22 protein-coding genes and 1 tRNA gene are annotated in these 21,589 nt (G+C 38.8%); 11 read left to right on the top strand and 12 right to left on the bottom strand.

The annotated features are described in order from the left end of the window. Nucleotides 1-105: 105 nt before the first annotated feature. Nucleotides 106-372, bottom strand: a complete 267-nt coding sequence (locus HZC31_07050; protein ID MBI5003116.1) for a hypothetical protein — start codon at nt 370-372, stop codon at nt 106-108. A 76-nt stretch (nt 373-448) separates the two neighbouring features. On the opposite strand from HZC31_07050, the gene HZC31_07045 reads away from it, so the two are divergent. After that, entirely contained in the window at nt 449-1,204 is a 756-nt protein-coding gene (locus tag HZC31_07045) for a TrmB family transcriptional regulator (GenBank protein MBI5003115.1), read from the top strand. A 128-nt stretch (nt 1,205-1,332) separates the two neighbouring features. Here the strand turns inward: HZC31_07045 and HZC31_07040 are convergent, their stop codons facing one another. After that, nucleotides 1,333-1,542 carry a hypothetical protein gene (locus tag HZC31_07040; GenBank protein MBI5003114.1) on the bottom strand — a complete coding sequence of 70 codons (210 nt, stop codon included), beginning with the start codon at nt 1,540-1,542 and terminating at the stop codon, nt 1,333-1,335. 14 nt (nt 1,543-1,556) lie between these two features. Continuing rightward, on the bottom strand, nt 1,557-2,309 hold the full coding sequence (locus tag HZC31_07035) for a hypothetical protein (GenBank protein ID MBI5003113.1): 753 nt from the start codon (nt 2,307-2,309) through the stop codon (nt 1,557-1,559). Between the two features lie 74 nt (nt 2,310-2,383). On the opposite strand from HZC31_07035, the gene HZC31_07030 reads away from it, so the two are divergent. Together HZC31_07030 and HZC31_07025 are read left to right on the top strand one after the other, a co-directional pair. Beyond that, entirely contained in the window at nt 2,384-3,418 is a 1,035-nt protein-coding gene (locus HZC31_07030; GenBank protein MBI5003112.1) for a flap endonuclease-1, read from the top strand. Then, nucleotides 3,418-4,437, top strand: coding sequence for a class I SAM-dependent methyltransferase family protein (locus tag HZC31_07025; GenBank protein MBI5003111.1), 1,020 nt, complete (start codon nt 3,418-3,420; stop codon nt 4,435-4,437). Before HZC31_07030 ends, HZC31_07025 begins: the two co-directional genes overlap by 1 nt. Here the strand turns inward: HZC31_07025 and HZC31_07020 are convergent. Continuing rightward, nucleotides 4,430-5,131 carry a hypothetical protein gene (locus tag HZC31_07020; protein MBI5003110.1) on the bottom strand — a complete coding sequence of 234 codons (702 nt, stop codon included), beginning with the start codon at nt 5,129-5,131 and terminating at the stop codon, nt 4,430-4,432. The two genes, HZC31_07025 and HZC31_07020, sit on opposite strands and share 8 nt — an antisense overlap. Before the next feature lie 135 nt (nt 5,132-5,266). Beyond that, nucleotides 5,267-6,493, bottom strand: coding sequence for an insulinase family protein (locus HZC31_07015; GenBank protein ID MBI5003109.1), 1,227 nt, complete (start codon nt 6,491-6,493; stop codon nt 5,267-5,269). A 43-nt stretch (nt 6,494-6,536) separates the two neighbouring features. Between HZC31_07015 and HZC31_07010 the strand changes: the two genes are divergently transcribed. Continuing rightward, complete coding sequence (locus tag HZC31_07010) at nt 6,537-7,616, top strand: aminopeptidase P family protein (protein MBI5003108.1); 1,080 nt, start codon at nt 6,537-6,539, stop codon at nt 7,614-7,616. Between the two features lie 65 nt (nt 7,617-7,681). After that, a complete protein-coding gene (locus tag HZC31_07005; protein ID MBI5003107.1) occupies nt 7,682-8,824 on the top strand; it encodes an AAA family ATPase in 1,143 nt (380 codons plus the stop codon). A 243-nt stretch (nt 8,825-9,067) separates the two neighbouring features. On the opposite strand, the gene HZC31_07000 is transcribed toward HZC31_07005, so the two are convergent. From HZC31_07000 to HZC31_06990, 3 genes are all read right to left on the bottom strand, one after another. Continuing rightward, nucleotides 9,068-9,712, bottom strand: a complete 645-nt coding sequence (locus HZC31_07000) for a ChbG/HpnK family deacetylase (protein MBI5003106.1) — start codon at nt 9,710-9,712, stop codon at nt 9,068-9,070. A 160-nt stretch (nt 9,713-9,872) separates the two neighbouring features. Next, nucleotides 9,873-11,633: an ABC transporter permease gene (locus tag HZC31_06995; GenBank protein ID MBI5003105.1), complete on the bottom strand. Its 1,761-nt coding sequence runs from the start codon at nt 11,631-11,633 to the stop codon at nt 9,873-9,875. Beyond that, nucleotides 11,633-12,370: an ABC transporter ATP-binding protein gene (locus HZC31_06990; protein ID MBI5003104.1), complete on the bottom strand. Its 738-nt coding sequence runs from the start codon at nt 12,368-12,370 to the stop codon at nt 11,633-11,635. Before HZC31_06990 ends, HZC31_06995 begins: the two co-directional genes overlap by 1 nt. Nucleotides 12,371-12,432: 62 nt before the next feature. Here HZC31_06990 and HZC31_06985 point away from each other — a divergent pair, with 62 nt between their 5' ends. The 5 genes from HZC31_06985 (at nt 12,433) to glpK (ending at nt 18,088) form a co-directional block, all read left to right on the top strand. Next, nucleotides 12,433-13,512, top strand: a complete 1,080-nt coding sequence (locus HZC31_06985) for a tyrosine--tRNA ligase (GenBank protein ID MBI5003103.1) — start codon at nt 12,433-12,435, stop codon at nt 13,510-13,512. 15 nt (nt 13,513-13,527) lie between these two features. Further along, nucleotides 13,528-13,944 (top strand): FHA domain-containing protein, encoded by a 417-nt coding sequence (locus HZC31_06980; protein ID MBI5003102.1) that lies wholly within the window; start codon nt 13,528-13,530, stop codon nt 13,942-13,944. 90 nt (nt 13,945-14,034) lie between these two features. After that, complete coding sequence (locus tag HZC31_06975) at nt 14,035-15,807, top strand: ribosome biogenesis/translation initiation ATPase RLI (GenBank protein MBI5003101.1); 1,773 nt, start codon at nt 14,035-14,037, stop codon at nt 15,805-15,807. A gap of 18 nt (nt 15,808-15,825) precedes the next feature. Beyond that, the gene (locus HZC31_06970) at nt 15,826-16,476 is read left to right on the top strand and encodes a DUF1461 domain-containing protein (protein ID MBI5003100.1); all 651 of its coding nucleotides are present in this window, start codon (nt 15,826-15,828) and stop codon (nt 16,474-16,476) included. A gap of 148 nt (nt 16,477-16,624) precedes the next feature. Continuing rightward, on the top strand, nt 16,625-18,088 hold the full coding sequence (gene glpK / locus HZC31_06965) for a glycerol kinase GlpK (GenBank protein ID MBI5003099.1): 1,464 nt from the start codon (nt 16,625-16,627) through the stop codon (nt 18,086-18,088). On the opposite strand, the gene HZC31_06960 is transcribed toward glpK, so the two are convergent. After that, complete coding sequence (locus HZC31_06960; GenBank protein ID MBI5003098.1) at nt 18,079-19,125, bottom strand: radical SAM protein; 1,047 nt, start codon at nt 19,123-19,125, stop codon at nt 18,079-18,081. The two genes, glpK and HZC31_06960, sit on opposite strands and share 10 nt — an antisense overlap. Nucleotides 19,126-19,210: 85 nt before the next feature. On the opposite strand from HZC31_06960, the gene HZC31_06955 reads away from it, so the two are divergent. Next, nucleotides 19,211-19,837, top strand: a complete 627-nt coding sequence (locus HZC31_06955; protein MBI5003097.1) for a hypothetical protein — start codon at nt 19,211-19,213, stop codon at nt 19,835-19,837. A gap of 3 nt (nt 19,838-19,840) precedes the next feature. Here HZC31_06955 and HZC31_06950 read toward each other — a convergent pair. The 3 genes from HZC31_06950 to HZC31_06940 all read right to left on the bottom strand — a co-directional run bounded on the left by HZC31_06950 (nt 19,841) and on the right by HZC31_06940 (nt 21,588). Further along, nucleotides 19,841-19,913 (bottom strand) — tRNA-Thr (locus HZC31_06950). Between the two features lie 7 nt (nt 19,914-19,920). Continuing rightward, nucleotides 19,921-20,076 carry a hypothetical protein gene (locus tag HZC31_06945; GenBank protein ID MBI5003096.1) on the bottom strand — a complete coding sequence of 52 codons (156 nt, stop codon included), beginning with the start codon at nt 20,074-20,076 and terminating at the stop codon, nt 19,921-19,923. A 321-nt stretch (nt 20,077-20,397) separates the two neighbouring features. After that, nucleotides 20,398-21,588, bottom strand: a complete 1,191-nt coding sequence (locus tag HZC31_06940) for an ABC transporter permease (protein MBI5003095.1) — start codon at nt 21,586-21,588, stop codon at nt 20,398-20,400. Between the last annotated feature and the right edge of the window lies 1 nt (nt 21,589).

The following is a 21,589-nucleotide window of genomic DNA, read 5'->3' as shown; positions in this document are numbered from 1 at the left end:
TTGAACGTACACATAGTTGGTTCAACCGATTTAGAGGGTTATTGATTCGTTGGTCTAAAAGACCAGATGCTTACATAGGATTATTGCATCTCGCATGTGGAATAATTACATGGAGGTCAATCTAATGGGATAGGCTCTTATTATATACTCCTGTCCCGCTTTTGGAAATCCTTTTATTTTAGCTTCTAACTCTAATCGTTCAGCTTCCAACCTTTCTTCTAAAATAAGCTGATGATCTTCCAAAAGTCTTACTGTTACTGTTTCATTATTTTCTTTTAAAACCTCAAAAAGAACAGGTTGAAAAAAAACAGGTTGGTTATTTCTATCCATCAAAAATTCGCGAAAGCTTATGTAATATCTGTCGTTAGGCATTTGTCAGGGTAAATCAACACTATTTTTATAAATAAAGGACTCTTACTAGTCCTAAAAGTCCTTAGATGTGAATATCATGCAAGAACAACAACTCCTCAAAGCATTTGGATTTACTGATTACGAGACAAAAGTCTATCTTGCGCTTGTGCAGTTAGGCAGTACAACAGCTCAAGAGATCCAGCAACATACTTCTGTTCCTTCAAACAAAGTCTATGCGTCATTACTTTCCCTTATTGAGAAAGGATATGTTGCTGTTTTAGATCTTCGTCCAAAACAGTATAAATTGATAGGCATTAGTCCTTTTCAAGAACAACTGGAGAGAAAACAACAAACACTTACTCTTTTAGGCAAACAACTTCAAGATCTAAAACATCAAATCTCTACAAAACAATCTGATCTTCAGGATGTCGCGCTTGTGTTGAAAGGAAAGAAAAAGATTGTACAGATGCTCTCTGAGGCATCAGATAACGCACAGTATTTTGGATATTCTTTTGTGGGAGACTTATATTTTGATTATCACAGCGGAAAATCAGTTGCAGACGCAGTCAAACGAGGCGCGGAATTTCGCTTTTTAGTGCAGCAAACAACGCAGAATAAGAAGGCGATTGTTCAATGGAAAAAGATTGGAGTGAAAATCCGTTATTATCCTAAAGAAGAACAGAAAAGCATTCGCTTTAGCACATTTGATGGAAAGGTATGTCGCATTACTATCGGTCAGCCAGAAATTGAACAGGAAGAAGACTATCTTTCCTTCTGGATTGAAAGCCCTGCGTTTGCCTCTTTATTGAAAGATCAATTTGAGGTTATGTGGAAGAGAAGTGTTGCTGTATGAAGTTTTATCTCGCACAACTGCAGATCGCAATATGAAAGAATCGCTCAGCAAAGTCCTAGTACACAATTCATCTATACATTAAAAAATAAAAAAGAGATGAATTGTTGTTAAGCAGTGAGGCGAATCTACTATTTTTTGAGTAATTTATCCACTGCTTTCCTTAATGGAGTTCGCCAATCCTCTTCTAATTGTGTTTTTATTAATTTAACAAGTTTTTCTTCTTCTTTTGTCAGCTTTCTTTTTTCTAGCTCCTTGCATTTTTCAAGTATTTCAATATCTTTTTGCGTTGCGAGAACATATTTCTTTCTTTCAAATGCAGATGGAGTATATTTGTTCATATTCGCGTTCTCATTCATACTGCTTGAAATCCAGGCGCTTGTTGAACTCGTCCTTCTCTATATAATGCTCTTACTTCCTCTATTAAAATATACGCGGGAGAAAATTCTTTAACCCCACTCGCGTGCTTTGCCTGCGCATCTCTTGCTTCACAAATTTCACTATGATATATCCCTCCTGTTTTACTATCCATGACAAGAATAGGGTTTCTAATTAGTCTTTGACATGTAAGATTATCACAATAGAGAAGGGGATTTCCAGTTTCATCTATTTGTTTCTTTGTTCTGTGTGTTTCCTGAGATGACCCTTTTAAAGAGAACATATCTATCATTCCTTTAGGAGTGTAGACAAATCCAAGTCGATGCGCAAGGTCTTGATCCTCTTCCTTAAACATTGCGTCTCCGTGTTCAAAATCAACAAGTGCATCATATTGATTTCCTGGACCATAACCAACTATTTGAGAAGGATGGATCTTTCTTGACCCAATCATCACCTCTGGAACAATTGTCACTGGATTATCAACTGTAGCATAAATATCTTCTAAACCAAGCTTTCCCAGTAATCCTGAAGAGGGTTCTCTATTTATTGTAACTTTTCCTCTTGTACCGATTTGTGCAACAATGCTTTCAATGCATCTTGTGGAGAGAATGACATTTGAAATTATATACCCATATTCAACATTATCCTTGTATGCTGCTCTTTTTACTGCTTCAAAAAGAGCGACGTAGTCTTCTGACTGTAATTTTGTTTGATCAAACTTTCTTTTCATTAAATAGAGAGTCAATTCTGATTTTATAAATCTTTTCCACTACCTTTATATTCTTGTTTTTGTTCTTTGTGCTCATGGGCTTACAACTCCGCGATCTTGTTGAGGGAAAAGAAATAGAACTCAAAGATCTTGCTGGCAAGAAAATTGCTATTGACACTTACAACATTTTATACCAATTTCTTTCTTCTATTCGGTCTCCTGATGGAAGCCTATTAACTGATTCGCAAGGACATGTGACTTCTCATCTTATGGGATTATTTAGCAGGACTACTCATCTCATGCAACATAACATTCAACTTATCTTTGTTTTTGACGGCAAACCTCCTGCACTCAAAAGACAAGAGCAAGAACGACGGCGACAGATAAAAGAAGAAGCTGCAGAAGCATATGAAACCGCAAAAGAAGCAGAAGACATTGAAGCAATGAAAAAATTTGCCAGTAGAACTGCGCGCTTAACTCCAGAAATGCTTGCAGACGCAAAAGAACTCATTACCGCGCTTGGGCTGCCTATTGTGCAGGCTGCAAGCGAGGGAGAAGCACAAGTCGCATATCTCGTTAAACAAGGGGACGCAGATTATGGAAGCAGTCAGGATTATGACACGCTGCTTTATGGCATTCCTCGCTTAATTCGTAATCTTTCTATCGCCGGCAAGCGAAAAAAAGCAGGGACGCATTCTTATGAAACAGTGAAGCCGCAACTCATTCAGACTGCTGATGTGTTGAATGCACTTCAAATTGATCGCGAACAACTCATTGTTCTTGCAGTTCTTATTGGAACAGATTATAATCGGCAAGGCATTCCAGGTATTGGACCAAAAAAAGCGTTGAAACTCTTGCATGAACATAAAAAAGATTTTGCTGCTCTTTTTGCTGCAGCGGAATGGGAGAAGCACTATTCTTTTTCTTGGAAAGAAATTTATAATGTCTTTCAAGATATGCCTGTTACAAAAGAGTATGATGTTCGATTTACTTCTTTTGATAGCCAAAAAATTATTCATCTTTTGTGTGATACTCGTGGCTTTTCTCGAGAGCGAGTTACTTCAACGCTTGAAAAGCTTGAATTGCTGCATACCTCAAAAAAACAAAAAGGATTGGGTGACTTTTTCTGATGTTTGCGGTTAAAGTTCCAATCTCTGACGCTGAAAAGGTCAAGATCTATCTTACTGAGACAGAGAACTTTTCTCCAAAGTACAAAGTTATTTCCAAGAATGGTTTTGTGTACTTCCCTCTTCTTTCTAAAACAAAATTCAAGAAAAAATATCCTGTTGTTGCTGCGCAGCTTCCTCCGCGCATGTTGAAAGAGACTGATCTTCGCAAGCATGTTGCTGAACATTTTACAAAAAAAGAATTAGAGAAGCTGAAAACTGCTTTTGATCATATAGGCACTATTGCTATTGTTGAATTAGATAAGGAATTTGTCAAAAGAGGGAAATATATTGGTAATGCATTATTGCAGCTTGTTCCTTCTGTGAAAACTGTCTTGAAAAAAGAAGGAGGGCATGAAGGAGAATTTCGTACGCAGCACATGAAATTTCTCGCAGGGGTTGATACCCGAGAAACCATGCACCGAGAAAATGGCGTTTCTCTTTGGCTTGATGTTGAAAATGTTTATTTTTCTCCTCGTTTAAGCACAGAACGAAAGCGAATTTTGCAACTCGTAAAGCCAGGTGAAGTTATTCTTGTTATGTTCTCTGGATGTGCTCCATATCCATGCGTTCTTGCAAAAAATACTCCTGCAAAAGAAATTTATGGCGTTGAATTAAATCCTGTTGGGCATCAGTATGGATTGAAGAACGTTGCTGCGAATAAGCTTAAGAATGTTTCTTTGTTTAATGGCGATGTTCGCACTGTTGTTCCTACTCTTGGCAAGACGTTTGATCGAATTTTAATGCCGTTGCCGAAGTCTTCTGAAGAGTTTCTGGATGTCGCGCTTGCTGTTGCTCACAAGGGGACTGTTATTCACTGTTATGACTTTTTGCATGAAGATCATTTTCAGGACGCTGTGGTGAAGATTGAGAACGCATGCGCTGCTGCGGGTAAGAAATGCAAAATCCTGGGAATTTTCAAGTGTGGGCAACACAAGCCGCGCGCGTTTAGGATTTGCGTTGATTTTGAGATTGTTAATTGATTACGAACCATGGTGTGTCTGACCACCCTTTTCTAGCGTAGAAATATAATGTTGGCAGATGTGGAAGCACGTTTCTTAATTTTGCATCAGAAAACGCATGGAATATACAATCAGCAAATTCTTTCTCTAACATTTGTTTTTCTAGGCCTCTCATAATAAAATATTTTTGCGCAGCAGTTTTAGGATCAAGTCTCAGATTTCTGTTTTTTGCATTCTTTTCTATCATTTTTGCGTTTTCTATCTTCTCCCACCATCCTTTTGGCTTCTTTTCAAATTCTTTATCTATTTTTTTAAAGCTTATGTCATATTTCTTCCATAGTGTGTCTAAATATATCCATTTGAATCCGTGTTTTGTGAATATTTTTTCTATTTCTTTTGTATAGTTTTGCATTGTTTCTTTCTCTATTCCATTATGGATGCCGTGTTCTGTTGCAAAAATGAACATAAACTCAATTCCATGAGGATATACTTTCTTCACGTCATTATTTAGTTCTTTAAGAAATTCACACGCAGTACTGTCTGCCCAGTTTGCTGTCTTTTTTTGTCCTACACCCCAAAAACCTACAAGTTTTATTGGTGCTTTTTGCTCTATAATCCTCTTTATTTTCTCTTTTATTTCTTCTTTTAGAAATGCTTCATCTCTGTTATATCTTTTCTTTGTGAGTATCTCGTAAACTGCATCTTCAATTATCATGTTCTCTTTTACTCTTTGTTCCTTAAAGTATTTTTCGCTATTTTATTCCTTATTAAAAAATAATAATAGATTGCGTTGTCATACAAGGACTTGCTCAGCGATTATTTGTGAGCGTTGCGACTTTTGGAAATGCTGTTATTTCTTCTGCTCTAAAATCGCAATGGTATATTGATCCGTAAACCACGCTTTCGCAAAGTTTTGGACATCTGTTGCTGTGACTTTCTTCACTTCGTCTAGGTATTTTTCATATTTCTCCAGTGACGCAGTATGATGCCAATACGCAAGCTCTTCCGCGACTGCCGCAGTATTTTCTCTGCGCAACGCAAGCGAGCCATCAATGAATGTTTTTGCTTCTTCAACTTCTTCTTGATTCACTTCTTTTAGTCTTTCGAGCTGTTCTAGAATAAGCTCCTGCACTTTTTTGAGATTCTTCTTGTTTGTTCCACAATGAATGCCAATGCTACTGATTGTTTTGTTCGCGTCATACTCTATGCCGACACTATAACACAACCCTCGCTTCGCCCGAATCTCATCAAACAACCATCCTGATTGTCCACGCCCTAAAATTCCACTAATGACATCAATGGTCGCAGCATCTTTTTCTGCACGAAGTGGTGCTTTATAGCCGAGAACGAGATAGGATTGTCCTAATTTCTTTGCTTCTTTTGTTTTTGTGGATACATTAGGAGATGGCTTTGCGATCACGGGAATTTCTATTTCTTTTTTGTTCCAATTTCCACATACTGCTTCTACTGCGGCAGTTCCGTCGGGGATATCTCCTACAATAATTACTGTTATTTGCGAAGGGATATACCATTTTGCGAAATATTTCATAATTTGCTCTCGTGTTATTTTTTTGAGCACGGGAACATTGCCGTATACAGGCAACGCTGCGGCATGTTTCCCAAACAACGCTTTGTTAAAAAGAATCCACTGATAATGGCGCGGATTATCATTGATCATGTTTATCTCATCCAGCACGACTTTTCGCTCTTTTTCAATTATTTTTTTGTCAAATAATGAGTTGGTAAACATGTCTTGTAAAATATCCAGCGCGATGGGAAAATGTTTTTTTGCGATTTTAACATAATAGTAGGTTCGCTCTTGCGATGTCGCGGCATTGAATTCTCCGCCGTACTTTTCAATTTCATTCGCGATCGCTTTTGATGTTGGCCGCTTCTTTGTTCCTTCAAACAACAGATGCTCAAGAAAATGCGATAATCCCGCTTCTTGTTTTGTTTCCATAATGCTTCCTGTGTGCACAGAAAATTCTACTGTTACTGTTTCTGCGGGCACTTTCTTATGGATGATTGTTAACCCATTGCTCAGTGTTTTCTTCTCTATTTTGCTTTGTTGTTCCATACTGAGAACAAAGTTTATATACCTATAAAAAGATTTGGATTGCATGGAAAAAGCATTGTTTAGCCAACGCGTTGAGAAAATGCAAGCTGCTCTTGTCAAGAACAAAATAAACGCTGCGCTTCTGATTAATACCTCGATTAAAGATCCTAATATGCTGTACTTTACTGATTTGGAGCTTGAGTATTCTTTTCTAGTGATTCCTCAGAAAGGAGACGCTGTTTTTTTTGTTTCTTCTTTGGAATATGAACGCGCAAAGCGGTATGCTCCTTGCTCTTCTGTTGTCTCGTACAAAAAGCCTCTTCAAGAGATTAATAAAGTTCTTAAAGGAAAGAAGAATGTGGGGATTAACGAACAGTATGTCACTCTTTCTATGGATAAAGCACTCCGTAAAGAAGTGAAAGGGCATACGTTCAAACCTTTGCAAGATGTTTGTCGTGCTTTGCGCATCATCAAAAGTTATGAGGAAATTCAACTTCTTCAGCACGCCGCTGCTCTCGCAGATGATATTTTTGAAACCCTTTGCAAAGAGTTACGGTTGAATCGCAAGCAATTTGTGACAGAAACAGACATTGCGGACTTTATTGCTGCTGAAGCGAAAAAGAGAAATGTCATTGTTTCTTTTGAAACTATTGTCGCGTCAGGAAAAAATGCTGCACTTCCCCATTATATTCCTCAACCCATTCGGTTGCAGAAGGGATTTTGTGTTCTTGATTTTGGGGTTCGCTCTAACAACTATATTTCTGACATTTCCAGAACCATTTACTTCGGAAAACCTAGCGAGGAAGAGCGGCACGCGTACAATAAAGTACTGCAAGCAAATGAACGCGCGTTTGCAGCTGTTGCGTTGAAGAAAAAATTTAGCGCCATTGACGCTGTTTCTCGAAAAGAGATCGACTATCCGCACAGTTTAGGGCACGGCATTGGCATTGAGGTTCATGAAGCACCGAACGTTGGTCCGAAAAGCAAAGATATTATTCAGGAGAATATGTGTTTCACTATTGAACCAGGTCTTTATGTTCCTGAACGATTTGGAATTCGGATAGAAGATGATGTCTGGATGACGAAAACAGGACCAGTACTTCTCACGAAAAGTAGTAAAGAACTCTTCTCTTTTGACCTTTAATTTGTGTCTTATCTCCGGCGGAAAGAAGCGCAATGTTTATATATGTTACTTGATTACTCGTTCCTATGAATAGCCAGGTGGATAATCAACTCGACAATGTGATGTACAGCTACACCACAGATAACAGTCGTCTTGAAATGGAAAATAGAATTCTCAAAGAAACTGTTTCTCACTTGCAAAATGAACTGAATAAATTTCGCCAGCCAGCACTCATGGTTTGCGATGTTGTAGATCTTCTTGAAAACAGCGCAATTATCAAAACACCTAATGGCAACAAATTTTATGTCAGCATTTCCAGCCAATGCACTGATCTTCGCGTTGGTGATACTGTTCTTGCTGAACAAAAAAACCTTACTATTATTCGTAAAATTCCTTCCAATAAAAAATTCCATGTAGAGAAGTTTGTTATTATTGATAAGCCTACCACAAAATGGGAAGAAGTGGGCGGTCTTGATAAACAAGTACAAGAGCTTATTGAAGTGATTGAACTTCCTCTCAAAAATCCTGCGTTGTTCAAGAAAATAGGAATTGAACCTCCAAAAGGAGTTTTACTCCATGGTCCTCCAGGTACAGGAAAAACTCTGCTCGCAAAAGCAGTCGCCGCATCAACGAACTCTACTTTTATTGAAATTGTTGGCTCAGAACTTGTCCAGAAGTTTATCGGCGAAGGCGCGAAGCTTGTCAAAGAGATCTTTGAACTTGCCCGCGAAAAAGCGCCCTCTATTGTTTTCATTGATGAAATTGACGCGCTTGCTGCGCGGCGTATGGAACTTGGCACTTCAGGTGAACGAGAAGTTCAGCGCACGTTTATGCAGTTGCTTGCAGAACTTGATGGATTTAAACCGCTGGGCAATGTCAAAATTATAGGGTGCACGAACAGAAAAGATATTCTTGATCCTGCGATTCTTCGCCCAGGTCGCTTGGATAGATTACTTGAAGTAGGCTTACCTTCTAAAGAAGGTGTTTCACAGATTTTCAAAATCCACAGTAAAAAAATGGCTCTTGACAAAGGAATCAATTATGATGTCTTTTATAAAAAAATTGAAGGACTTAGCGGCGCCGAGATTCAATCCATTTGCACAGAAGCAGGGTATTTTGCTATTCGTGAAAACAGATCGAGTGTTTCTGAAAAAGATTTCCTTGACGCAGCAGACAAAGTTATTCAGAAAGACTCTGCAGAAAAAGATGCTGCGATGATGTTTGGGTAGTTTTTTGTTCTTTTATTTCATTTTCTCGTTTGCTGATTGATTTTACATTTCAATAAAACCCCATTGCTGACGCAATGGGTCTCCCTGACATTTTTACTTTTGCTGGTGCGCGTATCTTGTGTGTTGCTGAGCAACTATTGCCTTACTGCTGTTTGAATCGCTCAGCAGTCTTTTTGAATCCCCAATCTATTTTGAATTATTTTTTCAGAAATTTTCTTCCTTCTCATACTTCTTAAAATTATTCTAATGAGCAGTTGCTACGTCATGATAGCTGACTAACTTAATGTTATACTTCTTCAATATGGAATGGAGTTTGTGTATATGTTTCGTATCCAGTTCTCTTTCTTTATTGAGGCTCGATTTGCAGTTAGGATCATACATTCCAGGATGGAACAATATTTCATACCACTTTCCTTCTTCTAATGTTTTTATCCAATTCTCTATATCTTCAAAATTATCTGTTGTTCCATGAAACGCAGGAGCATCTGTTGTTTTCCAGTATTTACTCGTTCCTCCTTTATTACGACAAGGCAATTTCTTTTGTCTGCAAAACTCTGCGACAAGAGGAATACTCTCTTTCCACGTTGATGCTTTATGAATATCTAAGTGACTTGGATTAGCATTGAAGATTTGTTGGAACTTCTTAAATTGTGTATTTATTTGCGTATTATAATCAGTGCTTTCAAAATCGAGGTGAAGCCCTATACTCACTTTCATTTTTTTGGAGAGATTGATGAGCTCTTTTACTTGCTCTTTTTGCTCTTCTGTAATCCTCTTTACTAATACTGATGTTGAGTTTATCTTTTCTTCTTTTATTAAACTCAATATTGATTTATTGAACATTTTACTCATCCCAAGGTCATCCGCATTCATAATGAGATTTATCATAGAGGATAGAATTTGTTTTGTTCCTAATAAATATATCTAAACTCCCAACAAAAATTTATAAACATTAGAACAAGACTCTCTCTTGCACACGATGATGATGTGAACACCAGCTGATCCTTCGGGAGATGATTGACGGAAGTAACTCCTGAGTGTGCAACTCTTATTTCATTCTTCTATTCCAATAATACGCCGCAATCACAAAACACGCCAACACGCCGCTATACAACCCTATTGCAGTAAAGCCGAACCACTGCTCTGTGATTCCATGACCAAAGAAAAGGGTCTGACGGAACAATCCTTCTAACAATACCAATGGACTAAACTGCGCAATCATCGCAGCCGCAGGGGGCATAATTTCCAGCGGAAAGATAACATCCGAAAAGAAAAACATAATCAACGAAAAAAAGAGACTGAAGAGCAATGATGTTTGCCTGTCTTGCACGACATATCCAAACAACATTCCTACCAAAATGTAGAACACGGTGCCTATAAAGACTGCACTCAAAAATACTGGAAGATTCAGAAAAAATGAAACTCCAAAACTCAGATACGCAACGACAAAAAATACTCCTAACTGGAATCCAACAAGGATGAGGTTTGTTATAAAAATTCCAAGGATAAAAAACACTGCAGGCGCTGGAACAAGGAAATTTCTGAAATATGCAGGGCTGTGCGTTTCGTTCAATACAAGCATGTTTGACAACAAAATGCAAATGAAGCTCATCATAAAGACAAGAATGATTGGGAAGACAATCGCAGTTTTATTTTCTTCAGCATCTGTAGGAATTGGTTCAAACGTCGCGGTTAATGGGTGCAGGAATTTTTCCGCGTCTGATTGATTAATTCCAGAAAATGTTTCAATGTAGGTGTCAAATGACGCAGAAAGACCATCGAGATTTGTAACTCCAGTGTCTATATTTTCTATGTGACTTCTGAGGAGGAGTTCTGTGTCTGCAAGATTTTGGTGCACATCATCAAGATAGCCTACAATTTCATTTATTTGTTCTAGAAGATCCACTGTTTGTGCCATAGTGAGGTTTTCCAGATCTTCTGTTGTGTGTAAAGAGGCAATGGTGCTTTCAAGCTCGCTTGCTGCTTTGTCCATTGATTCATACGCTTTTGTAAACACTGATCTATTATACTGTGTTCCTGACATCGTCAATGCTGCTTCAACAGAGTGGAGGCTTGCATTGAGGGAATTGATGCTGCTTTCAAGAAGAGCAAGGTCATCAATAACTTCGGTAACATTTGCTGTTTCCGCATACGTTTCGCTGTAATTCAGCACTGTCGCGTTGAGCTGTGCTTGCAATCTCTTTATTTTATAATAAGATGGATCAAACGCGTCTTGCGCAGCTTTCACTTCTTCATGCGCTCTGATGAGATCTTGTTGGAGCAGGAGCGCATTGTCTCTTAAGTCATGCACCTGTTGTTGTCCTGTTTCCATATCGGTGACGAAACTATCAATGTCTGAAAAAATCTGTTCCGCAGTTTCCAAACTGACTTGCTCACTGGTGATCGCAACTTGTTCTTTGAGATATTCAAGAATATATCGTACGAGATTGTATCTTGTCGCGTCATAGTAAAACGTGATGCTTCCTTCTCCATCTCCAAAATCTTCTGAGAAATCCGCGCAGATATTTATTATGGAATGATTCATCGCGCGAATACAGTTGTCAATTCTTGGAAAGTAGACAATGGAAATTTCTTCTGACGCAAGCGCATCAACGACCTCTTGAATTTCCGCATCTTTTGGCGCATGGACTCCTATTGAAATATCATGCAGATCATCGCCACTAAACGCAAATCCAACGACGAGAATAAGCAGCATTGGACCGAGAACTAAAAGGAGGAAGGTCATCCAATTTCTAAAAACTAATCGTAGATTCTTTTGGATGATAAAATAGAGTTTTTCCAGTCCCATTATGCGTACTCCTCAAGCACTTCTTGAAAGACTTCTGCAAAGGTTTCTTTATGCGGATATTTTCTTCGCAACGCAGCAGGACTCGCAGTAACAATAATTTTTCCCGCCGCAAGAAAACCCACTGTGTTGCAATATTTTTCCACAAAATCAAGTGTGTGCGAGATGACGAGAATACATATTCCTCTCGCGGAAAGCTCTTTAATAAGATCCCAAATTGCTTTTTCTGTAATGGGATCAAGCCCTGTTGTGGGTTCATCAAGGATTAAGAGTTGTGGATAATGGATGAGTGAAATTGCAAAATCTAACCTGCGCTTCATTCCTCCTGAAAGTGTATTTGCGGGGGAGAACCTATTTGTGTTCAATGCAACAATTTCTAAAAGCTCGTCTTTTCTTTTCTTTAATTCCCGTCCATCTAAGCCGTATAACCTTCCATAATAGTTTAGGTTTTCTTCCACGGTGAGTTCTGGATAAAAAGAATTTTCCTGCGTGCAAAAGCCTACAATTTGTTTCATGGACGCGGTGTTATTTGTAATGTTTTTCCCATGGTAGATGATTTTTCCCGCATCTACTTTATAGAAGCCAATCAACATTTTTAGCAGGGTACTTTTTCCTGCGCCACTTTTTCCAATAATCCCAAAAATTTCGTTTTTGTGGATGGAAAGCGTGAGATCATTGATTACTTTTTTTTCTCCAAACTGCTTGCTGATTTTGTCAAAGATAATTAATGGCTGTTCCATTGCTCTTTCCTAGTGTTCTTGGTATAAAAAGCTTTATATAATCGAGTGACCTGCTTGCTTGTATGGTCATTCAGAAAAAAATTGATTTGGTCAAAGGTGTTGGTGAAGAAATTCTTACTGATGATGAACTGAAAACACTCTTTGAGAAAAAACCACATCCTGTTGCGTATGATGGATTTGAACCGAGCGGAACAAGCATTCATATCGCACAAGGATTATTACGCGCTATTAACATTAACAAAATGACTGCCGCTGGCTGCACATTCAAGATGCTCGTTGCTGATTGGCACGCGTGGGCAAACAACAAAATGGGGGGGGATCTTGAGAAAATTCAGAAAGTAGGTCAATTTTACATTGAAGTGTGGAAAGCATGCGATATGGATATGAAGCATGTGGAATTTGTCTGGGCTTCTGATCTTGCAAAAGACACGAATTATTGGAAAATGGTGATGAACGTCGCGCGCTCGAGCACATTACAACGCATGCTTCGCACTGTGGAAATTATGGGGCGTTCTGAGAAAGACGCGCTTTATGCTTCTCAGATATTTTATCCTTGTATGCAGACTGCTGATATTTTCTACTTAGGCGCTGATATTTGCCAGCTCGGCATGGATCAACGGAAAGTCAATGTTCTTGCTCGCGAGGTTGGTGAGAAGCTTGGATTCTGGAAACCTGTTATTGTTAGTCATCATATGCTCATGGGTCTTGGGGAGCCGCCAAAAGAAGGACTTGAAGGCGCTGAACGCGGCATTGCTCTTAAGATGTCTAAGTCAAAACCAGACACTGCGATTTTTATGCTTGATTCGAAGGAAGATGTGGAACGAAAGATTCGCAAGGCGTATTGTCCTGAAAAGAAAATTGTTGAAAATCCTATGCTCGAATACTGCAAATACATTATTTTTGAAAAAGTTGACTCCATTGCGATCAAACGACCAGAGAAGTTTGGGGGCAATTTGACGATTGGCAGCTATTCTGCATTGGAAGAGATTTATGCTTCTGGCGCGTTGCATCCTATGGATTTGAAGAACGCTGTCGCGGAGAATTTGAATTTGTTGTTAGAACCTGTACGTAAGAAATTGCATGATGACAAAAAAATTATGAAGATGTATGAAGAGATTAAAGGGTTTGAAGTGACGCGGTAGGCATTGTGATTACTCATGACTAATGAAATTAGAATTGCAGTATATATTAATCACAATAATAAGATCCAATCATATGGTCATTTATATGGAAGTCCTTCTTTTACATTTCCTGAGGTTACTGATGAAATCATTACCCTTGGAAGAGCAAAAGCAAATGATGTTTTTATCAACTATCCTTTTGTAAGTAACAACCATGGACATTTACAATTTGAGCATGAAAAAATATTAGGCATATTCTCCACTTCCAAGCGTTCTCTTTTTTATACTGATCATAGTACTAATGGAACATATTATCTGCCTCCAGGTATAGAAGATATTTTTCAGCTACACATAAAAATACAACATAAAAAAGTAAAAATTGATTCAGGTTGTCGTTTAGTAATTAAAGGTCCAGATAATATTGCTCTTATCCTTCTTATTTATTATAATTAATCTTATTTCATTCTTTATTTTTTGTCTATCTCAAATACTCTCACGAAGTTCAAGTAACATTTATATACAAACCTTCATTTTTCAAACTTCATGAAACGTATCGCAATCATTCGAAAAGACCGCTGCAACCCTGAAGGCTGCGGGAACTTTCTCTGCATTAGATACTGCCCTATCAACCGCAAAGGAGAGGATTGCATTCATAAAGCGGAAGATGGCAAAGCAGGGATTAGCGAAGAACTCTGCATTGGGTGCATGATCTGTGTGCACAAATGTCCTTTTGACGCGATTGATATCATTAATCTTCCTGAAGCGTTCAATCAACAACCTATTCATCGCTACGGCGAAAACAAATTTGTCCTTTTTTCTCTTCCTGTCCCTATTCCTGGGAAAATTGTAGGAATCCTTGGGAAGAACGGGATTGGAAAAAGTACCGCACTCAAAATTTTAGCAGGCGTTCATAAACCAAATTTGGGTTTGGATCATGACGCGACGCACGAAGATATTGTCAATTATTTCAAAGGCACAGAAGCGCAGCGCTTTTTTGAACAAGTGAAAGCAGGAGCGATTAAAGTTGCCTATAAACCGCAAGCTGTTGACCTTATTCCAAAATCATTTCAAGGAACTGTTCGGCAATTATTAGACAAAGTTAATGAAACAGGAAAATTGCAGGATGTTGTTACTTCTCTTTCTCTTGGTCACTTTCTTGACACGCCGATTGACAAAGTCTCTGGCGGCGAATTACAGCGCATCGCTATCGCAGCAACGCTTTTGAAAAAAGCGAATCTCTATATCTTTGATGAACCAACGTCGTATCTTGATATCAAACAGCGCCTCAAGGTTGCGGAAATTATTCGATCTCTTGTTGATCCTACTGATCCAGTGAAATCACAAAATTCTGTTCTTGTTATTGAACACGATCTTATTTCTCTGGATTATATGACCGACCTTCTCCACATCATGTATGGAAAAGAAGGAAGTTTTGGGGTGGTGAGTCAGCCGACCTCTTCCAAAGAAGGAATCAACATTTACCTCTCGGGTCATCTTCCTGGCGAAAACGTTCGGTTCCGTGATTCAAAAATTCAATTTGATGTGAAAGCGCCGCTTGATATTACCACTCGCTCTGTTTTAACGTCATGGCCAACACTTACGAAAAAGCAAGGCGGATTTTCTCTGGTTGCTCACGCAGGGGAGTTACATAGACACCTTGTTGTCGGAATTTTAGGAGAGAACGGTATTGGAAAAACCACTTTTGTTAAAATGCTTGCGGGTGTCCTTGCTCCAGACGCTGGACAGGTTGATACCGCAGTGACTGTTTCCTACAAACCACAATATCTTGATAGTACTTCTGATGATCTTGTCCAGCAGGTATTAGCTGAGGCGATCTCCAACTATACGCAGGAAATCATTAAGCCCCTTGATCTCATTCCGTTGTTTTCAAAGCAACTCAATGAACTCAGCGGAGGAGAATTACAGCGTGTTGCGATTGCAGCTGCGCTCAGTAAAAAAGCACATCTTGTCTTGTTGGATGAGCCTTCTGCGTATCTTGACGTTGAACAGCGCCTTGCTGTCTCTAAAGTGATTCGCTATTTTGTGGAGATGAAAGGGGTTTCTGTTCTTGTTGTTGACCACGATCTGCTGTTCCTTGATTATGTCTCTGACAAATTACTCGTGTTTTCTGGCCAGCCTGCTGTCGCAGGAGAAGCAGCTGGACCATTTTCGATGGAACAAGGGATGAATACCTTGCTTTCTCATTTAGGGATTTCTCTTCGACGAGATGAGTTTAGCCATCGACCGCGCATTAACAAAAAAGATTCTTACAAAGATCGAGAACAGAAAGCAGCAGGAAAGCTTTATTATAGTTGAGGTGTTTTTTACTTTACTATGGAGTATCTGAGTCGTTCGAATCGCGTTCTTTTGTCCCTTGCTGTTGTTGCGCTGACGTTGTTTTTGTTTTTGTCTAGTTTTTACCTATTTCTCTATAATCCTCGGTTTTATGATAATCAGTATGTTCACAATGGTGTTTATGATGAACTTGGTTATGAACAGACATGGGAAATGACGCGGCTTCTTTGGGCATACATGAAAGATGGCGCAGCGCTTTCCTCCCAGTATTATTCAGAACGGGATATTCTGCACATGGTGGATGTTCGAAACATTCTTTTGTTTGTCGAAGCGCTGTATTTTGCAGTGTCGCTTACTTTTATTTTGCTGGTGTTTTATTTTTTTACGTTTGTTAAGAAGGATTTCAAATTCTTTCTCTATGATCTCTTCTTTTCTACGTGCATGTTCTGTTTTTTGATTCTTGTGTTCTTTGTCTTCCTTTCTTTCTTCTTTACAGACTCTTTTACGATCTTTCATCGATTTGCTTTTACCAATGATTCTTGGCTCATGGATCCTGCAACTGATCAACTTATTCATTTATTTCCGGAACAATTCTTTTTGACATTCTTCTTGTCTATTTTGGGTGTTACTCTGTTGTTTCTTGTTGTGTTGTTTGGGCTGAGTCTGTATATTAAGAAACGGTATCTTTAGTTATTCTCCTTTTTCTCTTTGTCATGCTCGCTTCTGAATTTCTGTGTCTTTTTTATACTTCGATAAAGGATGAATTGTGTTGTAGGACTTTTCCTTGGTGATTCTTTATCTTATAAAAAAATATAAACACTAAAGAAAACCTTCTCTTATGTCTTATATTCTTTCTATCGATGCTGGTACGACGGGAGTAACAGTACTCCTCATCAATAAGCAAATAGAAGTAATTGCAAAAGCGTACGCGGAATTACAGCAATATTATCCACAGCCTGGTTGGGTAGAACATGATCCTGAAGAGCTTATTCTTAAAACGAAGCAATTGATAAGAAAAATAACTGAACCTATTTCTCCAAAAGAGATTGCTGCTATCGGCATTACGAATCAACGAGAGACTGTTGTTGTTTGGGATAAGAAGACTGGAAAGCCAGTTCATCCGGCAATTGTTTGGCAATGTCGGAGAACAACAGAGCGTTGCCATGCATTGAAGACAGAAGGATATGAAAAAATAATCAAAGAAAAAACAGGGCTTGTGTGTGATCCATACTTTAGCGCAACGAAGATAGAATGGATCTTGAACCATGTTGGCGGAAATATAGAAGATCTTCTCTGCGGGACAATAGATAGTTGGCTTGTCTGGAATTTGACTCGAGAAAAAGTACATGTTACCGATATGAGCAACGCGTCACGAACAATGCTCTTTAATATTCACACAAAACAATGGGATGAGGAATTATTGCGGCTTTTTTCTGTTGATAAAACACTGCTCCCTGTCGTGAAGGAATCATCTGAAATTTATGGACACATGGAAATAGATGGTTTACAAATTCCTTTTGCAGGGATTGCAGGTGACCAACAAGCAGCATTGTTTGGGCAATGTTGTTTTTCTTCTGGACAGCTCAAAAATACCTACGGCACTGGTTGTTTTCTTCTATTAAATACTGGAGAGAAAGCTGTTCTTTCTCAAAATCTTCTAACCACTATTGCATGGACTATTAATCAGAAAACATCTTATGCTCTTGAAGGAAGTGTCTTTATCGCAGGCGCCGCTGTGCAATGGCTGCGGGATGGATTAAAGATTATTACCTCTGCTGAAGAGACCGCAGTGCTTGCGGATTCTTTGAAAGAGAATGATGGAGTTTATTTTGTTCCTGCACTGAGCGGGCTTGGCTGTCCGTATTGGGATCCAGACGCGCGAGGAATGCTTATTGGTTTGACTCGCGGCACTACTCCTGCGCATATAGTACGGGCAACACTCGAAAGCATCGCGTATCAAACAAAAGATATTGTGGAAACAATGCAAAAAGAAGCAGGGATTTCTGTTGTTACTTTGAAAGCAGATGGCGGCGCTGCTGCGAACTCTTTTTTATTACAATTTCAAGCAGATATACTTGATGCACAGGTTGTTGTTCCTAAAAATAGAGAGACTACTGCGCTTGGCGCTGCGTTTTTAGCGGGACTTGCTGTTGGATTTTGGAAGGATCAGAATGAAATACAACAATATTGGCAACAAGAGAAAGAATTTGTTTCTACGATGCCTTTCGAGAAAAGAGAGAAGTTGTACAACAAATGGAAAGATGCAGTTGGAAGAAGTAAGAAATGGAATACTCATTCATGAATTTGAATCAACTGCGTTCTCTCTGGATGCTCGACATTTCGTCTCATGAGTTTGAGATATTGTTCTGCTTTTTTCTTAATGTTCTTTGTTAATTCTTCGTCAAATCCAAAATCATCGATTTCGTTGATGTTGATTTCTGGAAGTTTGGTGAGGGAACCAAGAAACTCTCTTCCTCCAATCTTCGCCTGCGCTTCAATGTCCTGCGCAGGTTTTGTCGCGAATAGTTTAATCGCTTGAAATTTGGAGATGCTATTTGCTCCTGCGCGAAGCAGTACTGAAATTCTCTCTGTACGATCACTCCAAATGCCGCACTGAATATCGAGTGTTGGATATGCAATGCGTATTTGTGCAATCCACCATGCTTGTTCATCAGCAGTTGGAGGTTGTGCATTCGCATACATTGTTCCTTCATGCGGAATAAGTCCATAGATATGAATCTTAGAAATATGATATCGTTCTATGACTTCTCTTATTGTTGCAAGATCTTTTTTTGTCTCTCCTAACCCAATGATAAACGTCATTGCTGTTTTTAGTTTGAGTTCCTGTGCTGCATCAAACATACGAAAATATGGAGCAAGAGGTTTAGAAGGACATGCTTTTTTATGTATCTCTTCATTCACTGTTTCCAGCGATCCAACTATTCCTTCAACATACGGCGCATATTTTTCTAATTGCGTTTTTGCCAACGGACCAACACTAAGCCATACTTTTCCGTAGATTTTGTTGATCTTTTTTAACATATCGAGAACTTTATCTCCTGAAAACGCGTTAATGCCTCCTGTAAAAAAGCCAATTTGCCATCCTACTTTTTTGCACAACCAGACTTCTGCGAGAATACTTGCTTCGTGTCTGATGGATTCCTCTTTGCTTACTTTATCTTTTGGCAACGCGGACATGTAGCAGAACCCACAATCATTGATTCCGCACCACCAACTGAAGAAGATCGCTCTTTCGAAGCAGGTTGTTAATGGGAAGTTTTGCTTGTAGATTATTTCTGCTTTTTGTATTACTTGCTCTGTTTCTTTACTGAGTTCCATATTGGAGAAAAATGCAGGTTGGTTTTTAATGGTTGTGGGGGAAAAGGGCACTATATTTTTAAACAAGACAAATATACTTCTCCTCATGAAACAGAAACTCTTTTGCTTGTTGCTTGTTCTTCTCTTATTTGTTCTTTCTTGTGGTTCTGAAATTACGGAAAGTATAGAAGAAAAGGAAGTTCCCGTTGTTCAAGAAACTGTTGAAGAACCTCTTTGGGTAAATGATGAACCAGAAAATGATATTGCGGAGCAAGCAGAACAATTTGCGGAGACTGTTGTCTATTATATGAACAAAGAAGATTGCAATGCATTATACAAATATATGTCTGATGATCATAAAAAACAAGTTGATGAACAGACTTTTCTCAATGTCTGTAGATACTGGGTTTATTACTCGTCTTTTATGGTAATAAAGTTCGAACAAATTGATGACGAGACTTTTATTGCCTATGTTGCGAATATGTATACCACTGATTTTGATACGATGATGGTTTATTATGATAGTGAAGGATTTTCTTATGAATATTTTAATAGAATTTTGGAATTTAGAGATGTAAAAACATTTTGCAGTGATTATCTAGTCTGGGATGATTCTGAGAAATGCATAGAACAGTTTGCTCTTTCTAACGAAGATGAGACGTTCTGTACTTATTTAGGTTCTGAAACAAAAGTAGAATATTGTAAAGAGAAAGTAAGAAGGTTGAAGGATTAAAAAAGCCCCCGATGGGAGTTGCACCCACGACCTTCGGTTTACGAAACCGACGCAATGGCTACTATGCTACGGGGGCAATACAATTATAATTTCTCTAACATCAACTTCTTCTCTTTCAACAATTTCTGACAATTCGAACAAACAGTATGCTTTTTTCCTTTCGCGTCTTTCACTACAGTACCAATAATCTTCTGCAAAAAGTGCTGTTGAATTGTTCCTTTACAGACTTCACATTTCATACAAGAAAAGAAACTCCATTTGTTTATATGTTTTACTTGATCTTACGCTTGGTCTAAAAATTATCAAAAGTTGCAAAAAATAACAACAACGATGGCGGCCTACGGACAAAATTCTACTAATTTTGTCCTACGCGACACCCCGAAGGGGTCAACCCCCGTCGCGTCGGCGCCATGTTGTTATTTTTCGCCTTAACAAACGCACAAAGTCGAACGTTCCTGTGAGACTTTGTGCGTTAGGACGCGAGCATTTGTCGAGCGTCTGTTTCTCTTAGAATTATTGTATTATACTTCTTTCAAATTAAATATTTCCTTTATGTAACATTATTCGTATCTCAACGCATCAATCGGTTTCATTCGCGCAGCACGATACGCAGGAATCGCGCCAGCTGCTGCGCCTAACACAAACGAAAGCACCAATGTTAAGACAATCATCGAAACATCAATCGTCACTTTAAACAAATTATAGCCTGCGACATACGCGCCAAGTTGCACCCCATACGACAGCAGGGTTCCGACCAGCGTTCCGATAGCGCCTCCCGCAAACCCCATCATCCCTGCTTCTATAATAAAAAAGATAACAATCGTTTTATTCGGCGCGCCAATCGCTTTCATCACGCCAATCTCCTGTGTTCTCTCGAGAACAGCGGTAAACATCGAGTTCATAATGCCAATCGCGCCAACAACAAGGGAAATTGACGCAATACTCGCAAGCACAAGTTGAATAACCCCAATCATCGCGCCAATCTGCTTCAATAATTGCTCAGGGGTAAACACATCAAACTGCTCATCTTCCAATGTTTTCAACAATTCCTGTTCAATTTTCGCTCCAACTTCTTCAGCGTTCATTCCTTTTGTGGTTTGGACGACAAATACATTGACAACATCTTTTTTGTTAAACAATACTTCTGCGTCTTCACGACCCATGTAGATTCTGTCATCCGCGTCTGTGCCTGATTCTTCTAAAATCCCAATCACTTTGAATTTCTGGTCATTAATTAACACAGAATTTTTCGCTCCAATATCTTTGTCAAACAGATCATACGCAATATCATAACCAATAATAATGCTGCCTCGCTCTCCTGGAACAAAAAATCTCCCTTCTTCTATTTGCAAATCTGTATCGACAAACGCGCGCTCACTGAGCGACGTATCGTAACTATTCACCATCACTGTTTCTTCTTCTCTGTTTGATTTTACAGTTCCATAATCAATGAGAACTGGATTTGCATAATCCACTCCTTTGACATTTTCAATTTTTTCTTGTAAACCTATAGAAAATCCCATTGATCCTGTTGGAGGACCATGTAATCCTCCAGGAACAACACGAATCGAAGAGATTCCCATTTTTTCAAACTGATCCTGCACTGCAGTATTCATTCCTTTACTTAACGTCACTAAACTGACAATCGCAGCAATCCCTATGATGATGCCAAGCACTGTCAGCCATGACCGTACTTTTCTTTCTGTAATATTATTCCAAACATATTGATAATATTCCCGCTGTGTGACCATC

This window comes from Candidatus Woesearchaeota archaeon (assembly GCA_016214075.1).
GTDB lineage: Archaea > Nanobdellota > Nanobdellia > Woesearchaeales > DSVV01 > JACRPI01.
The sequence above is the reverse complement of the archived record's forward strand: the minus strand, read 5'-3'. Positions and strand labels throughout refer to the sequence as shown.

Coding starts and splice junctions, on each gene's coding strand:
- HZC31_07050 (MBI5003116.1), bottom strand. CDS start 372: ATGCCTAACGACAGATATTACATAAGCTTTCGCGAATTTTTGATGGAT.
- HZC31_07045 (MBI5003115.1), top strand. CDS start 449: ATGCAAGAACAACAACTCCTCAAAGCATTTGGATTTACTGATTACGAG.
- HZC31_07040 (MBI5003114.1), bottom strand. CDS start 1,542: ATGAACAAATATACTCCATCTGCATTTGAAAGAAAGAAATATGTTCTC.
- HZC31_07035 (MBI5003113.1), bottom strand. CDS start 2,309: ATGAAAAGAAAGTTTGATCAAACAAAATTACAGTCAGAAGACTACGTC.
- HZC31_07030 (MBI5003112.1), top strand. CDS start 2,384: ATGGGCTTACAACTCCGCGATCTTGTTGAGGGAAAAGAAATAGAACTC.
- HZC31_07025 (MBI5003111.1), top strand. CDS start 3,418: ATGTTTGCGGTTAAAGTTCCAATCTCTGACGCTGAAAAGGTCAAGATC.
- HZC31_07020 (MBI5003110.1), bottom strand. CDS start 5,131: ATGATAATTGAAGATGCAGTTTACGAGATACTCACAAAGAAAAGATAT.
- HZC31_07015 (MBI5003109.1), bottom strand. CDS start 6,493: ATGGAACAACAAAGCAAAATAGAGAAGAAAACACTGAGCAATGGGTTA.
- HZC31_07010 (MBI5003108.1), top strand. CDS start 6,537: ATGGAAAAAGCATTGTTTAGCCAACGCGTTGAGAAAATGCAAGCTGCT.
- HZC31_07005 (MBI5003107.1), top strand. CDS start 7,682: ATGAATAGCCAGGTGGATAATCAACTCGACAATGTGATGTACAGCTAC.
- HZC31_07000 (MBI5003106.1), bottom strand. CDS start 9,712: ATGATAAATCTCATTATGAATGCGGATGACCTTGGGATGAGTAAAATG.
- HZC31_06995 (MBI5003105.1), bottom strand. CDS start 11,633: ATGGGACTGGAAAAACTCTATTTTATCATCCAAAAGAATCTACGATTA.
- HZC31_06990 (MBI5003104.1), bottom strand. CDS start 12,370: ATGGAACAGCCATTAATTATCTTTGACAAAATCAGCAAGCAGTTTGGA.
- HZC31_06985 (MBI5003103.1), top strand. CDS start 12,433: ATGGTCATTCAGAAAAAAATTGATTTGGTCAAAGGTGTTGGTGAAGAA.
- HZC31_06980 (MBI5003102.1), top strand. CDS start 13,528: ATGACTAATGAAATTAGAATTGCAGTATATATTAATCACAATAATAAG.
- HZC31_06975 (MBI5003101.1), top strand. CDS start 14,035: ATGAAACGTATCGCAATCATTCGAAAAGACCGCTGCAACCCTGAAGGC.
- HZC31_06970 (MBI5003100.1), top strand. CDS start 15,826: ATGGAGTATCTGAGTCGTTCGAATCGCGTTCTTTTGTCCCTTGCTGTT.
- glpK (MBI5003099.1), top strand. CDS start 16,625: ATGTCTTATATTCTTTCTATCGATGCTGGTACGACGGGAGTAACAGTA.
- HZC31_06960 (MBI5003098.1), bottom strand. CDS start 19,125: ATGGAACTCAGTAAAGAAACAGAGCAAGTAATACAAAAAGCAGAAATA.
- HZC31_06955 (MBI5003097.1), top strand. CDS start 19,211: ATGAAACAGAAACTCTTTTGCTTGTTGCTTGTTCTTCTCTTATTTGTT.
- HZC31_06945 (MBI5003096.1), bottom strand. CDS start 20,076: ATGAAATGTGAAGTCTGTAAAGGAACAATTCAACAGCACTTTTTGCAG.
- HZC31_06940 (MBI5003095.1), bottom strand. CDS start 21,588: ATGGTCACACAGCGGGAATATTATCAATATGTTTGGAATAATATTACA.